Below are 17,426 nucleotides of genomic sequence, written 5' to 3'. Positions count from 1 at the left end.
AACTTTGCAATGCAAAACGGCCGAAGCAATCTATAAAAGTTGTCAAAAGTTACTAACAAATTTAAAAATTGGTCTAATTCACAGACGATTAAACAAAAATGAGCAAGAAGCAGTGATGGCTGCATTTAAAGTAGGGAAGATTGATTTACTTGTGGCAACTACGGTGATTGAAGTGGGTGTCGATGTGCCGAACGCCAATTTAATGATAATAGAAAATGCTGAACGTTTAGGTTTAGCGCAAATGCATCAGCTGAGAGGTCGCATCGGGCGCGGAGAAGATAAAGGCTATTGTATTTTATTGTATCAAGGACCTTTGTCTAATAATGCGCGAAATCGCTTATCTCTATTACGGGATTCACAGGACGGTTTTTTTATAGCACAAAAAGATCTTGAATTACGAGGTGCTGGAGAATTGTTTGGCACGCGTCAAGCGGGCTTATTTCGCTTTCGGATTGCAGACATGGCACGAGATATTCACCTGCTTCCATCTGTTCAAAAAATGTCTAATTTGATATTACAGCATTACCCTCATATCATTGATCGCTTGCTAACTCGTTGGTTGAAAAGGGCAGAAATATATTGGGATGTGTAAGAATATCGCTTAAGTTGCTTCTTAGTTCAAAATAATTTACAAAACCAGCTGGATTATCTAATCTAAGTTAGGTAGAATGTGAGTCCTTGGAACTGGCAATCTTTACTAAATATTATTTAAGTGTTGCATTAATGGAAAGATTGCTATTAGAATTATCTGCTCTATAATTTAGTAACACAACATTTAGGGGAATTTAAATGTCGGTAAAAAAAATAGTAACACTTGCTACTGCTGGTATTGCTAGCGTCGGTGTCGCTTCCGCTATATTAGCTGGTGGTTCTGATTATGTACCTACTCCCAGTTATGCTGGTATTTACGCTGAAGGTAATTTGGGTTACGCCTATCATTCATGGCTAAAAGATGCGTCCACCATTGTGGGTTTTGCGAAGCAAACGGCTGTTTTAGGAAGCGCTTCCCGAGGCAACGGTGGCTTTACTTTTGGTGGTGATTTAGGTTATCAATTTAACCAGTATCTCGCTGTTGAAGGTGGCTGGTATTATCTGCCTAAGTTGAAATTTACCACCAATATCAAAATATCGTCATTAGCTCCAGGAACGTACAACGTGAAAAGCGGAATAGCTTATGGTGCATTCAAAGGGATGGCTCCTGTTTATATCAATACCTATGTCTTCGGCAAATTGGGAGTCGCTTATGCCTATAATCAAAGTAGTGCAGCATTACCAACATTGAAACCTCCATTCAATGTTACTTCTCGCTCAAACTTCTGGAATCCATTGTTTGCAGCTGGTGTTCAATATTGCTTCACGCCAAACTGCTCTGTGAACGCACAGTACAACTTTGTACCAGGTTACCGAGGCGCGTCTTATAGCCGCTTCTCCACTGTGCCCGTTATGCATCTATTCACTATTGGACTAGGTTACAAATTTTTGATGTAGTCAATTACAGTATTGTAATAGTATTGTAATAAAAAAGGGGAATTCCCCCTTTTTTATATTCATGAAAAGACTCAAATTTTATTGCCACTGTATAATCTTTAGCTTATATAACTCTTGGAAATGCTTCTTAGCTCGAAGTTTTCGAAATAGACTTAAAACTAGATGAGAATAAAATTGGAGTGTATTTTATAAAGACATTTTCAAAAAGTTTCTAATTTTACGTAACTTATTAATTAATAATCTATAAAAACAGGTAATTTTCTTTAATTCGAACTATTTCAATCAATTTTATTTATGCATCCAGAGTTAAAAAATAAATCCTTTTCAGTAAAGGAATAATCCTTTTCATTTAAAGTATATCAGTGGACACATGGTATTAATGGCTAATTGTAATAGTGACAACTTGTAGGATCCCAAGTTCTAACCATGCTTGGTAGACGCTGAAGTAAGCCATTGGATGTAGTTTATCTGTAAGTTGGTTATTCGAGATGAAATAGGAAACGACTCTTTTTTCCTTTCTGAATGGAACATGTCTCTGCATTACAAAAGCGCATGAGCACAATACCACATCAATCAATGTTGCAGAAACAATTAAAATTAATAACCCAACGAGTTCCATTAATAGTGTGTTACTTATCAATAGCAACCCCATGAATACCTGATAGAGTTAATCCTATTAATCCACCCGCGGCGCGGGTCGGGTGGTTATGTTTTTCTATTAAAAAAACCTTTTGAAAACGAAGGGCTTGCCCATACCGTAATTTTGATGGTTTTTCGCTATACTCTAAATCGAAACTTTTTTACTTAAATAGTTGACCGCCTGAAGCGTATTTTCTAATAAAATAGCTACTGTCATTGGGCCAACCCCTCCGGGGACCGGGGTGATCCACGATGCTTTTTTTAGCAGTCTCAAAATGAATATCTCCAACAATTTTATCCGGACCTAACCAGCTAAAACCAACATCAATCACAATAGTTCCTTGTTTAATCCACTTACTTTGAATAATTCCTGGCTTCCCAATAGCGACAATTAAAAGGTCAGCGCTATTGACATGCCTTGCTAGATCTTCTGTAAAACGATGACAGACAGTTACTGTGCATTTAGCTAACAATAATTCTATTGCCATCGGTCGTCCCACAATGTTAGAAGCGCCTACCACAACGGCATGCCTCCCGGAAATTGTTTCTCGAGTCTCTTTTAATAACGTCATAATACCGTGAGGAGTACAAGGACGCAAAGCTGGACGGCGCTGCATCAGGCGGCCGAGATTGTAAGGGTGAAAGCCATCAACATCTTTCTTAGGAGAAATGCGTTCGAACAAATGAGTGGAATCAATGTGGTTAGGCAAAGGTAATTGCAATAAAATTCCATGCGTATTTAGATCTTCGTTGCATTCATCAATTTTTTCGGTTAAATCTGACTCTGTGACAGTTTTTGGCATGCGGTGAACAGTTGAGCGGATGCCAACTGCTTGACAAGCCTGTTCTTTGTGAGAAACATACGTGACCGAAGCAGGATTATCACCCACTAAGATAACAGAAAGTCCAGGTAACGATAACCCTTTTTCATGCCGTAAACGAATGACTTCTTTAACATGCGCTTTGACTTTGTTTGCACAAGCATATCCATTTAAAATTCGAGGTGTCATAATATTTTCTCTTTTAAATATGGATTGTGTAGCATCCACCCGTTAAGGTCCACTTATGCCTAAACGTTGACCAACTCGAATTGTGTTTCCTGAAATATGATTTAATCGACGTAATTTATAAACCGTGGTCCTATAATGACGGGCAATCGTTGACAGCGATTCGCCCCACCTAACGTGATGATAGAGCGGAAGATGTTTAAAGGTCGTCTGCCAAATAATCAATTCTTCACCCACACACAAATTTTTATGTTTATTATTATTCCAAAAGTAAATTTGCTGTGGCATCACATGATAATGATGCGCAATCCCATCAATAGTTTCGTGGTTTTTGACGACGTGCACCACTCGCTTTGGTCCAGGAATATTATCTTCAGAAACACAACGACTCTCAACAGATATGTAAGGAGTTGCTTCTGCTTCTGGAACTGATAAATTTTCTCCAATCCCAATCATATCACTTTTTAATTTATTCATACGACGAATTTCTGCAACACTGGTGTGATAACGGTTGGCTAAAATACTTAATGAATCACCAGCATGTACGCGATGATACGCCCATTTCTCTGCAGTAAGACTAGTTTCCAATTCTGCAAGGCCTTGCTCTAAATGATCTGCTTTATCTAGTGGCACCAAGAAATTATACGTGCAATGAGGCAGAGTGCTTGAGCGGCGAAAACCGGGATTTAATTTACGAATGAGATTTAATGTAGAATCCGATAATTTGACTAATTTTTTAAAATCCATTTGTGTTTTTAAGGTTACCATAGTGAAGAAGGGCCCGTTTTCAACAGGGTTTAATTGCAAGTTATAACCTTGGTGATTTTTAATTACATTAGCTAAAGCTAATAATTTAGGTACATATTCCCGAGTCTCGTAAGGTAAAGGTAGCGACCAAAAGTCCGTAGGATACCCATGACGACGATTGCAACGAATAGCAGCTGCTACGGTTCCTTCTCCCGCATCGTAGGCAGCGATCGCTAAAAGCCAGCTATGGAAATAATCGTGCAGATACTCGAGATAATTCAATGCAGCGTTAGTCGATGCAACGACATCACGACGACCGTCGTACCACCAATTAATAAGAAGACTAAACCCGGTCGCTGTTCCAGGCATTAACTGCCAAAGACCGGTAGCACCGCGTTTTGAATAAAGAAAAGGATTGTAATTGCTTTCAATCATTGGTAAAAGCGCAATCTCGGGTGGGATGCCCCGTTTCTTTGTTTGCTGAAAAACGTAATAAATGTAAGGTTGCGCGTTTTTGGTCAGCTCAGAAAGATAGTATTGTTGCTGTCGGAACCACCGGATTTGTTTACGTACATAATAATTATTCGTGTATTGCTCTGCGAGTACAAACTGTTGGCTGATTGTTGTCCAAAGATTCTGCTGATTAGGAGAAAAGAGACGGTTGATATGCCACGTTCTGCCTAGAGAGGTCGGCATTGCGATGATATTAACGCCAATAAGACAAAAAGCTAGTAGCGCAATGGTTGTATTAAATATCCATTTTCGCATCAGACGGATATTACGGATAAATAGTGTGATAATCAAGGAAAATTGGTCAAATTCTTATCGCTATATCAGCGTACTATGGTATGTGAGCAAGCTAAATCACACAACTCTGATAAAGTTAAAACTCATTTTTCCAGCGCCGTAAGGCAGCGAAAACGGCAACGATATCGGCTAATGGGTAGCCACAATAAATAATATGACCGAGAGTTATCGTTACTCATATTCATAGATCACCACTTTAGGAGAATGACGGGCTTTAAATTTTATTCTTCATCGATTGTAGGTAATGTAGTAATGGTGCGTATAATTCATTTTTGTCTAATATTAAAGATGAGGATATCTTTTAGACAGGTGCTAAGTTAGTTATAATAATAAGAAGAAATAACCATCACTAACAGGAAAGCCGCTTATGACGGAAGAAAATGTGATCGATATGGAAATCAGTTCTCGACTCGACAACCGAATCAAAACGCCGGGCGTTCTTTTGCAGGAAGCGAGAGAAGCGAAAAAGTTAAGTCAAACTGAAATAGCAAAACAAATACGTTTAAGTTTTCAGCGGGTGAAAGAACTGGAAAAAGATGATTATTCCAACGTTGCTGCTTTAATTTACGTACGAGGTTATTTACGTGCTTATGCGCGTTGCGTAGATATTTCACCAGATGAGGTCATAGCTGCATTTGACGCTTTGGCATTAGGAGCAGAATTTGAGAAAATAAAGGCTCAGGAAGAAAAACCAGTAAGACATCGAGCGGTTCCAGTCATTGCGCGATCAACACGAATGATTAGTTCGAAAGCTATTCGTTGGATTACCATGATAATTTTACTAGCTTTAGTGGTATTTGTAGGTATTTGGTGGCAAGGCAAAAAACGTATTATCGGCCAGATTCATGCAGTAATCTCACAACCTGAAGAGAGTTTGTCGTTAAATTCTACTCTTTGCCTTCCTCAGGAGGAATCCTTGTAGTGAATAACAATTTTTCAGGAGTTATCATTGACAAAAATGATTCGCGCTATTCGCGGAATGAATGATCTCTTACCTGCAGAAACTCCATATTGGTCCTTTCTTGAAGGTACTTGTCGCTCGCTTGTTGACTCTTATGGATATCGAGAGATTCGGTTTCCTATCGTTGAGCAGACAGCTCTATTCAAACGCACTATCGGTACATCAACCGATATTGTTGAAAAGGAAATGTACACTTTTCTTGACCGTAATGGTGATAGCCTCACTTTGCGACCAGAGGGAACGGCAGGATGTGTCAGAGCAGGTATCCAACATAGCTTGTTTTACAATCAGATCCAGCGGTTGTGGTACATGGGACCCATGTTTCGTCATGAGCGCCCTCAAAAAGGTCGTTACCGTCAGTTTTATCAATTAGGTGTTGAAGCTTATGGGATTTCGAGCGCGCTCGTTGATGCAGAACTGATTTTAATGTGTTTTCGCTTATGGAAATCATTAGGTTTGGATAAATTCGTGGTGTTGGAATTAAATACGTTAGGTAGCTGTAAATCGCGTAAGCGATATCGTGAAAAATTGGTCACTTATTTGCAGTCGCGAATCACTGAGTTTGATGAAGACAGTCGGCGACGCCTGGAAATAAATCCTCTGCGGATTTTAGATAGCAAGAGCTCACATATGCATACCATTATTGCAGAATCACCGAAACTTCAAGACTATCTGGATGATGAGTCCCACCAACGTTTTAATAAATTACGGGAAATTCTAGATAGTGCCAAAATAAAGTATGTTGTCAACCCTACTCTGGTGAGAGGATTGGATTATTACACTCATACCGTTTTTGAGTGGGTTACGGATCAGCTCGGCACTCAGAGTACGGTGTGTGCTGGAGGACGATATGATGCATTAATCCAACAGCTGGGTGGCAAGCCAATGCCTGCAGTGGGTTTTGCTGTGGGCATGGAACGATTAGTGTTATTATTGCGGTCCATTCGTGAGTGTATCGCGAAATGCGATATTTACCTGATTACTGACAGTGAACGGGGAGCTTGTGAGTGTTTTACAATCTCTGAGCTTCTCCGTGATGCGTTGCCGATGTGTTCAATCGAAACCCACTTAAGTGGTGGCAGCTTTAAAAGCCAATTTAAGCGAGCAAATAAAAATGGTGCTAAATGGGCGATCGTCATTGGTAATGAAGAAATAGAAACAAAGACAGTGATATTAAAGCATTTGCGCGAAAAATTGCCACAAAAAAGACTAGGAGTGGATGAGTTAATTGCTTGTTTACGTGAGAGAATAACATAGATGACCAAATATCTTTCCGATAAAGAGCAAATAAAAATTATTAATATGATGACGGTCTCTATCTGGTGCTCCCAATTCAATCCGGCATTCAGGATGACGAGAAATGCGAGGGTGATGATATGCTGCTTCCAGTCATCGCTATCGTTGGGCGACCCAACGTTGGCAAATCGACATTATTTAATTATCTAACTAGAGGCCGTGCGGCATTAGTTGCTAATGTGCCGGGTGTTACGCGAGATCTTCAGTATGGAGAGGCTACAATCGATTCTCAAAAAGTTTCGCTGGTAGACACGGGTGGTTTGGTTAATGCTGAAAACATAGGGATAACCACACTGATAGAAAGAAAAGTAGATCAAGCCATTGACGAATCTAATTGCGTTTTGTTTTTAGTGGACTCTAAAACAGGATTAGTTCTCGCTGATGAAATTGTAGCCGAACGATTACGTAAAAAAAATAAAAAAGTAATTTTAGTAGTTAATAAATCAGATCACAATGAAATAATTGCAGCAAGTGGAGAATTTTATCAATTAGGATATGGTGAGCCACAAGTAATTTCAGCAAAAAGCGGCCGAGGGGTTAAACAATTAATGACGCAGGCCTTAAATTATTTGCCTCGAAAAGCAGAATTAGTTGAAAAAGAACCACATATTAAAATTGCCGTGATTGGTAGACCTAATGTTGGGAAATCTACTTTGATTAATCGGCTATTGGATGAAGAACGAGTCATTGTTTATGATCAACCTGGAACCACACGTGATAGTATTTATATTTCATTTCGTCATGATAAAGAAAATTACACATTAATTGATACTGCTGGCATTCAGCGTCGTGCCAAAATTCTAGATTTTGTTGAAAAATTTTCAATTATGAAATCTATGAAAGCCATGCACGAGGCTGATGTGGTTATTTTTGTTTTAAACGCTAAAGAAGGTGTTAGTGAACAAGATTTGCGATTATTAAATTTGATTATAGAAGAAGCCGGTATACCGTTGGTGATTGCAATGAACAAATGGGACAATTTATCAGCTGATGAACGTACACAGATAAAATACGATATTGAGCGACGTATGTCTTTCGTTGATTTCGTTCACCGTTATTTTATCTCGGCATTACAGGGAACCGGTGTTAGCAAACTCTATTGGGCCGTTCGGGAATCCTATTACTCGATACAACAAGAATTCACTACTGCCCAGTTAACTCAAATGTTAGAAAAAGCAGTATTAGAACACCAACCGCCTTTGGTTAAAGGTCGTCGTATCCGATTACGCTATGCCCATTTAGGCGGCCGTCATCCACTAACGATTGTCATCCACGGCAAACAAACTCAATTACTACCTCAGTCTTATGCTCGCTATCTTTCCAGTTACTTTCGAAAAACATTCAACTTTATTGGCGTCCCTGTCCATATTAAATTAAAAACAGACCAAAATCCTTATAAAAATTGAGATAAAAGACGAGGTATTTTCTATTTTTGTTAAAAATAGAAAATACCAGTGGACAATACCGGTGAGCCACACTCCCATAACAATAAAAAATATGGATACCACCTGAAATTTTTAACAAAGTATAATTGGTAGACCATAGATTAAGGTTTACTTAGGTATAAGAAGGCAGGTGAATAAGGATTCTTTTAGCTTTTGATGATGATGGTCAAGGATGCCTGATTAAAAGAGCGCCTAATCCTAAAAATACTGGCTGCCGCCTATACATTGCCTTTAACAGAAGGACTAACAACACCATCTTCTTTTTACTAATCCTAAGTTAATGTGATTAATACAAAATCTAATGAAGTAAATACCTAACTGATATTAATGTGAATATTCCTCTTCTAAGGACTATTTTACCAAACTAGCATGTCATCGATATCATTGAGAGTGGTTTAATCCTTACAATAGCTGCCAAAATGGTAATGACAGCACAAGACATGGATAGGCCCAATAATAGTGGGACTACCAATGAAAATATGCTCTCCCGATAATAAAAAGATTGGCCTAAACGCGTTAATAGTCCTGCTATTACTTATCGTAACAGTCATAGTCAATTCAATCCGTCATTCCGAGAGACTCCCCCAGCGGAAAGTATGACCAACGTTAGCCTTTCATTCCCTGCTTTTGCGGAAATGAGGAACTTATCTTTTATGCACTTCTTTTACGCAGCATTCTATACTTCCCTCTGCCAAGCGTGCTGAAATACAATCTCCCGATTTGAGTGATGTCGCTTTGTGAATAATTTTGTTCTGATAGGTAACGATGGCGTAACCTCGTTTTAATGTCATTAATGGACTCATCGTTTGTAGCGCTTGTGCTTTAGTTTCTAGATGGTGCTGTTGGCGACTTAGAGCATAATCCATTGCTATTATTAAGCGATGTTCCAGTGCTTCAATACGGCGTCTGTAGGCTTCTAGTTGTTGGTTTGGACGTTGTAGTTGTACCATTAAATGACGCAGTTGCATGTGATAATGACGTAGCTGTGTATGCATTAAATAAGATAAACGCCGCTGGAATGAATAGATATGCTGTAAATATTCTATGCAATTCGGACTCACACGTTCCGCAGCAGCCGAAGGGGTAGCTGCGCGATGATCGGCCACAAAATCTGCAATAGTGAAGTCAATTTCATGTCCGATTCCAGTAACAACAGGAATTTCACAATCAAAAATGGCACGGGCTACACTTTCCTCATTAAATGGCCATAAATCTTCAATAGAGCCACCGCCACGCGCTAGTAAAAGTACATCGCATTCTTTTCGTCTATTAGCTATTTGAATGGCATTCACGATTTGCAAAGCGGCTTTTTCGCCTTGCACTAAAGTGGGATAAATGATCACAGCAATACTAGGAAACCGTCGTTTTAACACTTTTAAAACATCGCGAATAGCAGCACCTGAGGGTGAAGTAATAAGGCCAATAGTTGTAGAAAACATGGGGATTGATTTTTTATTTTCATGGATGAATAAACCCTCTTTTTCCAATTGTTGCTTTAATTTTTCAAAAGCAATTTTCAAAGCACCATTGCCGGCAGCCTGCATTTGTACTACAATTAATTGAAAGTCACCTCGCGCTTCATATAAGCTCACTTGTGCTTGTAGCAAAACACGATATCCATTTTCTGGAGTAAAATTTAGTTGTCGATGATAATTACGGAAAAACGCACATCGTATCTGGGTGCGTTCATCTTTTAGGGAAAAATATAAATGTCCAGAGTTAGGGCAGGACAAATTGGATATTTCTCCGGTGATCCAAACAGTTTGAAAGCATCCTTCAAGAAGTGCCCGCGCTTCGGTAGTGAGTTGAGAGACTGTATAAATAGCGTCAGCATTAAGTGAATTGATGATGACCTTAGTATCGAGAAACTGCATGTGCTTTATTATGGCAAGGAAAACACATGCTTACTAGAGATAATCGAGAATCTAGTTTGTTTTAAATGTAACAAAAGACTCCTTAGCTTTATCATCTAAAAAATGAAACTTAAACTCTTGATTGCAGAATGTGTTGTGGTTTTTATGAGAGGCAAGGGAGGCCTGGAAGTCGATTTTTGACTGAATTTTCTTTCTATTACCATTGGTTGTATTCAAGGTTAATTAATGAAGATTTTTGCAGAGTGTATAATGTTTAACTTAATTAATAAAATAAGAAAACCTATATTTATTTTCTAAGGAAACAAGTGCTACAAAAGTCACTTACAGGAGTGTATGCGATGCTATCACTGTTATCCAGCTAAGTAAGTCAAAATATTAACAATACCGATAATGGGATAAATGGAGAACGATTTTTCTCGGAGCTGTAAAAATTGTTTTCTACAGAAACAATCAAACTAGAACAAGCAGGATCTGAACATTTGACAGGTCTGCATTGATCTCTACTTGTAATGGAGCTCATTCAAGTCGTGTCAGTGATCCTAAAAAGAAACAGTATAGTCTCTGCATCTCCTCAGTCAGCGCTATTCTTGTTCTTTAGCAAAAATTAAATTTGAAAAATAAAAACGTCTCTTAATTCTAGTAGCATTGAGCTTATAGATAGTGTATCACGGGTCGTTTGCCTGACTGAGACCGGATTGTCTTTTTTTTACAGACTTTAAATAAAACTAGAGATTCCTTTTCATATACTGGGTTGTAATTAGACCTCCGTTGTGGATTACAAATTTTTTTGTAAAGATGGGGATCTTGAAGCTTTGACGTTTCGCATCTTTTTTATATGCGGACATCAATAGTTAAGTATTTATAGGAGTTAAGTATTTATAGGTTTTTTAATAGCAACAATTTTCTGTGTGCGGCTTGGGTTATTTGAGAGGTGTCCCAATCCATTTTCTAGGTCATTTTCTTTTATCATTCTACAACGACAATCGTTCCAAAGAGAGATCTGCGGGTTGTCCAGCATTGTTTTTACTAAATTAAATTAAGGTCGACGGTTTCTATTCATAAAATTCCCTTACTTCATTTTAAATTTTTCAAATATAGCATGAATTAACCGTTCGACTTTCATTTTTGATTCCTCGTACTCATTTTTTAAGATGGAATCAGCTACAATACCGCCACCCGTATAGCAGTGAATCTGATTTCTATCGCAAATGAATGTACGAATGGCGATATTACAATCTAAGTTGCCGTCTATATCAATATAACCGATGCTACCACAGTAAACGGAACGGCGGTGAAGTTCGAGCGCTTCGATAATTTGCATAGCACGTAATTTTGGAGCTCCGGTAATAGAACCACCAGGGAAGCAATGGCGCAATACATCTAGGGCGTCTTGATTATTACGAAGTTGACCCATTACCGTGCTTACTAAATGATGGACATTAGGAAAGCTTTCTAGTGTAGCTAATTTTGGAACGTGAATAGTTCCAGGCTTGCAACATTTCCCTAAATCATTTCGTAACAAATCAACAATCATTAAATTTTCGGCATTATCTTTTTCGCTGTGTAACAATTTTTTTGCCGAGCGTTCATCGTCCATCAGATCTTCAAATCGAGCTGCTGTGCCTTTAATAGGCTTAGTTTCTACATCATTATTTTTTATTCGTAAAAATCGCTCCGGTGAAAAACTTAAAATCGCTTGGTTATTGTCGAGATTAAAATAAGTAGAAAGAGGTGTGGGATTTATTTGACGTAAATATTGGTATGCCTTCCAAGGCGATCCACGATAAGTAGTGCTAAAACGTTGACAAAGATTAACTTGATAACAATCCCCTTGTCGGATGTGATATTGTATCTTCTGGAAAGCAACTGCATAATCGTGGAACGTCATGTTCGATTGAAAATTATCGAGGATTTCGAATGATTCGTCTATCGGTGGAGCCGATAGTTGGGTGTTGACGTACTGTAATTGTTCGTCGGTTAAGGCAATAACCCAAGTTTTTTTCATGATGATCGATGATTAAGCTCCAATAATATATCCCAATAGCTACCGGCGGAAGTGCAATATCATCGATGGTTTGTGTTTTTATGGGAAAATAACGCCGTGCGAGATCATAACTAAAATAACCAATAGCCCCGATTTTAAAAGGTAAATATTGGTATACCGTTGGAATTTGTATCGATGATCTTAAATGGTGTAGATGAGTCCGTATTTCAGAGAAAATATCTGAAGCAGTGGGAGTGATTAGTATGTGTGGATTGGCTGTAATGATACTATAGCGCTCTCGTAGATCGAATGACTGGCATCCATCCAGGAATACTGCATACGGCAAATGTGCAAAATGCGTAAAATATTCCGCTCCATCTTTAAAATAAGGTAATTCATTGAATTTAACTTTCATGAAATCGATGATAACACATCAACAAGAAGATGGAAGATACATTTGCCCTTTTATGACAAGCGGCCTATGCTAAGTTCTCAGCATGGAAGGGATGATATGTTTCGACAAATACTGTTCATTTTTAGCGCGTTATTGTTGGGTAGCTGTACTGTTGATCCAAAACGGATAGGTATGTCTCCTCAACAATGGCAAATAGAGCGTCAACAAAAAATTCGTACATCCTGTCATGGTATTATTCAACTATCGCCTTCAAAAACGATTTATAACGGCCCTAATATTCAGGTGGCGATAAATAAAGGTACTGTGATCATGCCACCTCTGTTGCAAGCCTATCCCTTGAAATCGTTAAAATTCAAAATGCGTGGTGGTGAATGTCGTTATATTCGTTTGACGAGTTGGGAAGGGAAATATCCGGTTGATTTTCAAGCTTGTTACGATGGTTTGACGCTCATGCTCAATCCAAGTCGATATAATACCATCAAAAGTGATGGCATATTATTATTAACTTATAATCCGTTATGGAAGCATGGATTTACTTACAGCAGTCTTTCCAGTGCTGGTTGCATTCCTTTGAACAACGTGACTATTACTATCCGTACAATTTCTCAGTTAGCATCTGTCAGACATGTCAATTATTCTAGCAGTTGAAACGGCTACAACTGCTTGTTCAGCTGCGATTTGGTTGAACGGTAATATTAAATGGCGATTTGCAATTACTCCACAGCGGCATTCCGAAATTATTTTAATTTTTATTGATGAGTTGCTAATTGAGGTCGGCATTCAGTTGCAAGAAGTGGATGCGGTTGCTTTTGGTTGTGGTCCAGGAAGTTTTATGGGAGTGCGCATTGCTACGAGCATTGCGCAGGGGATCGCGTATGGCATTGACCGACCAGTGATTCCTATTTCCACTTTGCAAGCATTGGCGCAGTCAGCGTATCGAAAAATAAAAAGCAAACGCATTATAGTAGGCTGGGATGCTCGCATGGATTCCATTTATTGGGGTGGCTATCAAGCCGATGAATATGGAATCATGCAAGCGATAATTAGGGATCGATTGAGTAAGCCTACAGCGATTGCATTTTCTGGTAATGACTGGATAGCTGTAGGAAATGCCTGGGAAATTTATGCGAATTTTCTAAAAGTATCTTTTAGAGCAGCACATTCTAATATTTATCCTGATGCGACTTCCGTGACATTAATTGCGAATCAAAAACTCATCCGAGGTGATATTTTACAGCCTGAAAAAGCTGAACCCACTTACATGCTGGAAACGGTGGCTCGTAAATCGAGAAGATGATTGTATTAACGGCGGTCATTAGAGCGAGGAAGGATTTCCCTTTCTATCACGTTGTTCTCGCGACAAAAAGTTAAATATTTAAATCAATTGATGATACTCGATTACCAGAAATATATGCACTAAGAGCTCATCCTGTGAAGATTTGTATTTAAGCTTTCCTTAATTTTATTGTTACAGCAATAGTCGAAACAGGATAAGGTAGTCATTAAGATATTAATTTGACAGCATTGTGGGCTATCGAAGCAAAACTTACCGAAATCTAATTCTCTAGCTACTATAATCAAACAAGTAATATCCGGGTGGCTTTTAACACCTTAAATATTTAAATGCAACAAGTATAAATTCATTTCTTATTACTTAGTAATGTTCGCTTAAACAACGGGATTAAAATTGCAAAAAGGAAATTCACAAAGCGAACATTACTAAGTAATAAGAAATGAATTTTAAAAATAACAATAGAATCACTTGATTGCTAGGTCAGCGCTAGCCCTTTAAATCATTCATAATAAGCTTTTATCACACTGAGTTATAATATATCATCCCTACGAGAGTAATAAAGGTTAAGATCATCCAGAAGCTTTTTTATATTGAATCTAATTTCTTCTTTTTTAATTGCTCAATTTCTTTTGTAGCAGCACTCATGTAAATCGACATTATTTGTAGTAATTAAAGGGGAAATGTTCTGTATTTCCTTTGAAGCATTCTAAGCAATTAAAAAAGTTTTTTGTTTTATTTTGATAATAAATAAGCTAAATAATATCGTCCAGTCAGATAAAGAGCCTGTTATTAACAAATAGTGCTTAGAAACTCTGAGGCCATTTTTTCTTTTTCGGTTGACAGAACCAAATAAAAACGTTTAAAAAAATTCTTTGTAGGAAGTTTTGAAACTAATCCTATAATAGAGCGGTATCTGACTTACTTAATTTAAGAAATTTTTTGGTCAGTAAAATTTTGATGATAATCAAAAATATTTTGAAAAAGATGAGGATTTTACTGTAACTATTTTTTATTGGCGAGCTGCTTGCCTATCTGGTGAAAAGTATTTCAAATAACGCTCAAAAGCTGGAAACATAATGAAATGAGTTATTTTTCAATTTTCTTTTAAATGACATAAGTATTTTTCACGATATTTTCTGTGTCGTCGGTGAAAATTTCTCACGATCTAAACAAAACAAAAATTGATTTTTATATATCGATTTTATTTCAAGCTAACAACAGGCACTTAATAAAATGTTCTGAGTCACAGCTACCTTAAACTAAGTCCTTCTCCGAAGTAAGAATAAAATAATAAAATTTTGATTAGACAGAAACAGGCGAGTGTAACAAGCATTAATATCCGTTTTCAGTAAAAACAACAAATCGCAACACAATATGATTTCGTCAATCATATTTTCGTGCCACACAAGATACTTGTTAACGATGTCATATGGACTGGTCCTTCTGCTAAGTGAAAAGAGTAGTTAAAACTGTTTTAACTACATTGATTATAAATCAATGCGTATAAGGCGCTAATGAATTTTTGAAAAAGAAAAACGTAAAAATTCATCATTGAAACTAGGTATATTATAGCCAACGTAATTTGTTAGATTTATCTATTAATTGGTAAATTTCTTGCATAGCTTCAATTTCAGATTTCCCTAATAGCATCTGATCGACATCGATGAGGCTCATGAATAATAGTGGCAGGAAACAGAATGATATTAGGATTAAGACGAATTTTGATTTCGTAGCGTTCTAATTCATTTGAAGTTGATCCTGTCCCTGAGAACAGCAGTAAATTGTATAACCTGATCGAACCATTTGTTTAAATCCGTCGTTTCGATATCATCGAAATAAGTAAGTTTTTTCGACTTTTCATTATTCAAAATAGATAATCACTTTTTCGATAATTTTTTCTTGATGGATTGCATCTTGATATTGTAATTCTAAGGTTTCTTTTTCGATTTCTGTTGCTGTTAATGGCAAATAAATTTCTACATAAAGTTTACCATTAAGATAATGCAAAATAGTGCGACGAATATCTTGGAAGCCTGGTAAATCTTTCCAATGAATTTTAAGTAATCGATAAATGTCCTTTCGGTTGGGTAACATCACCGATGGCATAGAAGTAGCATCGTTTTCAGGATCAATGTGTACCGTCACATCGGTTATATGCGGTACATGCTTTAAAAGGGCAACATGTACTTGCTCACTAATATAATGTCCTTCCGATACACTAATATCTGGGGCGACCTGAATATGCACATCTACAAAAATATTACCTCCATGGTAACGTGTTCGTAATTGATGAATAGAGACTACACCAGGAATAGCAGAAATAGTATGAAAAATCAGTTTTAGCGTTTCATCATTAACAGCGGTATCAATTAATTCTTTGACATTGTTCCGTATCATTTTGATACTCATCCGTAAAATCAGAAGCGCAATAATTAAAGCACCAATGGAATCTAAATAAGAAAAACCAAAATAAGCCCCAATGACACTGATCAAAACAATTAAAGAAACTAAGGCATCGCTACGATTGTGCCATGCGTTAGTGCGTAAAAGATCAGAATGGATTTTATTGCTCTTCGCAAAGGTATAACGAAAAAGACCTTCATTCGCGATTATTGAAATAATTGCAGCGATGATTACTGAAAAAGTAGGTTTGTCTGAATGGATGTGGCGCATAAGATGTTGGAACATATCAAAAGCAATCCCAAATCCCACAATAACAAGTGCGACTGAAATAATAATGGAGCCAATAGTTTCAATTCTCCGATGCCCATAGGGATGCTCTTTATCGGGTGATTGAGCTCCCATATGCCCTGCAATGAACACGAGACCGTCCGTTAGAAGATCTGAAAAAGAATGCGCCCCATCAGCAACCAATGCTTGTGAATTCCCAATAATCCCCACGATAATTTTAAAAATAGCTAAAAACGTGTTTACAGTGCCACTTACCAGGGAGACGATAGAAATCGTAGAAAGTCGACTTTTGCTTTTCAAGGTCACATGTGGACCTACCGCCACAGATTGCGAAATAGGACGAGTATGGTACTATATTCACCAATATCTAGTAAAGGCTAAGATAACGGTCGTCCTTTTGGCCAGTTTGGTTGTTTGCCCAACAGTGATAGGGTGCTTGAAGGCCTGGAATTTAATTTCTGTTTTCCAAGGAAATAGCACATTAGTAAATAAGGGAAATGATAAGATCGTTCTATGTTGAACGATAAGCCGGCTTTCTGGCTATGCTACAACGGTAATGCGGTTCTCGTTTCATGACAGATGAAGCGTTTCGGTGCTGCGGAAATTGCCGGCTAATTCACAGGGACCGTCAGCAAATTCTGAAGCTTTTGAATAAAAGAAAGCTAGTGAATTCAGAACGTGGCGTTCGTGGGGAGCTATTCAATTGGCGCGAGTACCGGAATTGATCAGTATTGCTGAAATCATTACTGAAATTGAGGTATAAAACAATGTGAGCGAT

The 17,426-nt window shown here is 37.8% G+C and carries 12 protein-coding genes and 2 pseudogenes; 7 read left to right on the top strand and 7 right to left on the bottom strand.

Features of this window, described 5'->3' with window-relative positions; translation table 11 throughout:
* Positions 1-4 precede the first annotated feature (4 nt).
* Positions 5-592, top strand: coding sequence for a helicase-related protein (locus LG660_RS01835; protein WP_258267647.1), 588 nt, complete (start codon positions 5-7; stop codon positions 590-592).
* 197 nt (positions 593-789) lie between these two features.
* A complete protein-coding gene (locus tag LG660_RS01830; protein ID WP_258267646.1) occupies positions 790-1,488 on the top strand; it encodes an outer membrane beta-barrel protein in 699 nt (232 codons plus the stop codon).
* A gap of 784 nt (positions 1,489-2,272) precedes the next feature.
* On the opposite strand, the pseudogene folD reads toward LG660_RS01830, so the two are convergent.
* The 3 genes and pseudogenes from folD to LG660_RS01815 form a co-directional block, all read right to left on the bottom strand.
* Positions 2,273-3,137 (bottom strand): annotated as a pseudogene (folD, locus tag LG660_RS01825) (bifunctional methylenetetrahydrofolate dehydrogenase/methenyltetrahydrofolate cyclohydrolase FolD).
* A gap of 42 nt (positions 3,138-3,179) precedes the next feature.
* Positions 3,180-4,649, bottom strand: a complete 1,470-nt coding sequence (locus tag LG660_RS01820) for a lytic transglycosylase (protein ID WP_258267494.1) — start codon at positions 4,647-4,649, stop codon at positions 3,180-3,182.
* A 115-nt stretch (positions 4,650-4,764) separates the two neighbouring features.
* A pseudogene (locus LG660_RS01815) lies at positions 4,765-4,836 on the bottom strand (hypothetical protein); the annotation flags it as partial.
* Positions 4,837-5,055: 219 nt separating this feature from the next.
* On the opposite strand from LG660_RS01815, the gene LG660_RS01810 reads away from it, so the two are divergent.
* The 3 genes from LG660_RS01810 to der all read left to right on the top strand — a co-directional run bounded on the left by LG660_RS01810 (position 5,056) and on the right by der (position 8,351).
* Complete coding sequence (locus LG660_RS01810; protein WP_258267645.1) at positions 5,056-5,610, top strand: helix-turn-helix domain-containing protein; 555 nt, start codon at positions 5,056-5,058, stop codon at positions 5,608-5,610.
* A gap of 27 nt (positions 5,611-5,637) precedes the next feature.
* Positions 5,638-6,906, top strand: coding sequence for a histidine--tRNA ligase (gene hisS, locus LG660_RS01805; RefSeq protein ID WP_258267644.1), 1,269 nt, complete (start codon positions 5,638-5,640; stop codon positions 6,904-6,906).
* Between the two features lie 122 nt (positions 6,907-7,028).
* The gene (gene der / locus LG660_RS01800) at positions 7,029-8,351 is read left to right on the top strand and encodes a ribosome biogenesis GTPase Der (protein WP_258267712.1); all 1,323 of its coding nucleotides are present in this window, start codon (positions 7,029-7,031) and stop codon (positions 8,349-8,351) included.
* Positions 8,352-9,034: 683 nt separating this feature from the next.
* Here the strand turns inward: der and xseA are convergent.
* The 3 genes from xseA to LG660_RS01785 all read right to left on the bottom strand — a co-directional run bounded on the left by xseA (position 9,035) and on the right by LG660_RS01785 (position 12,663).
* Positions 9,035-10,264 (bottom strand): exodeoxyribonuclease VII large subunit, encoded by a 1,230-nt coding sequence (xseA, locus tag LG660_RS01795; RefSeq protein WP_258267643.1) that lies wholly within the window; start codon positions 10,262-10,264, stop codon positions 9,035-9,037.
* Positions 10,265-11,333: 1,069 nt separating this feature from the next.
* Positions 11,334-12,269: an aminodeoxychorismate synthase component I gene (gene pabB, locus LG660_RS01790; protein ID WP_258267642.1), complete on the bottom strand. Its 936-nt coding sequence runs from the start codon at positions 12,267-12,269 to the stop codon at positions 11,334-11,336.
* The gene (locus tag LG660_RS01785) at positions 12,166-12,663 is read right to left on the bottom strand and encodes a hypothetical protein (protein ID WP_258267641.1); all 498 of its coding nucleotides are present in this window, start codon (positions 12,661-12,663) and stop codon (positions 12,166-12,168) included. Before LG660_RS01785 ends, pabB begins: the two co-directional genes overlap by 104 nt.
* A 96-nt stretch (positions 12,664-12,759) precedes the next feature.
* Here LG660_RS01785 and LG660_RS01780 point away from each other — a divergent pair, with 96 nt between their 5' ends.
* The gene (locus LG660_RS01780) at positions 12,760-13,311 is read left to right on the top strand and encodes a hypothetical protein (RefSeq protein ID WP_258267640.1); all 552 of its coding nucleotides are present in this window, start codon (positions 12,760-12,762) and stop codon (positions 13,309-13,311) included.
* On the top strand, positions 13,289-13,960 hold the full coding sequence (gene tsaB / locus LG660_RS01775; protein WP_258267639.1) for a tRNA (adenosine(37)-N6)-threonylcarbamoyltransferase complex dimerization subunit type 1 TsaB: 672 nt from the start codon (positions 13,289-13,291) through the stop codon (positions 13,958-13,960). The genes LG660_RS01780 and tsaB overlap by 23 nt, the downstream gene beginning before the upstream one ends.
* A 1,857-nt stretch (positions 13,961-15,817) precedes the next feature.
* Here the strand turns inward: tsaB and LG660_RS01770 are convergent.
* Positions 15,818-16,972 carry a cation diffusion facilitator family transporter gene (locus LG660_RS01770; RefSeq protein WP_258267638.1) on the bottom strand — a complete coding sequence of 385 codons (1,155 nt, stop codon included), beginning with the start codon at positions 16,970-16,972 and terminating at the stop codon, positions 15,818-15,820.
* Positions 16,973-17,426 lie beyond the last annotated feature (454 nt).

The organism is Coxiella-like endosymbiont (assembly GCF_024730665.1).
In the GTDB taxonomy this organism is placed as follows: domain Bacteria; phylum Pseudomonadota; class Gammaproteobacteria; order Coxiellales; family Coxiellaceae; genus Coxiella.
The sequence above is the reverse complement of the archived record's forward strand: the minus strand, read 5'-3'. Positions and strand labels throughout refer to the sequence as shown.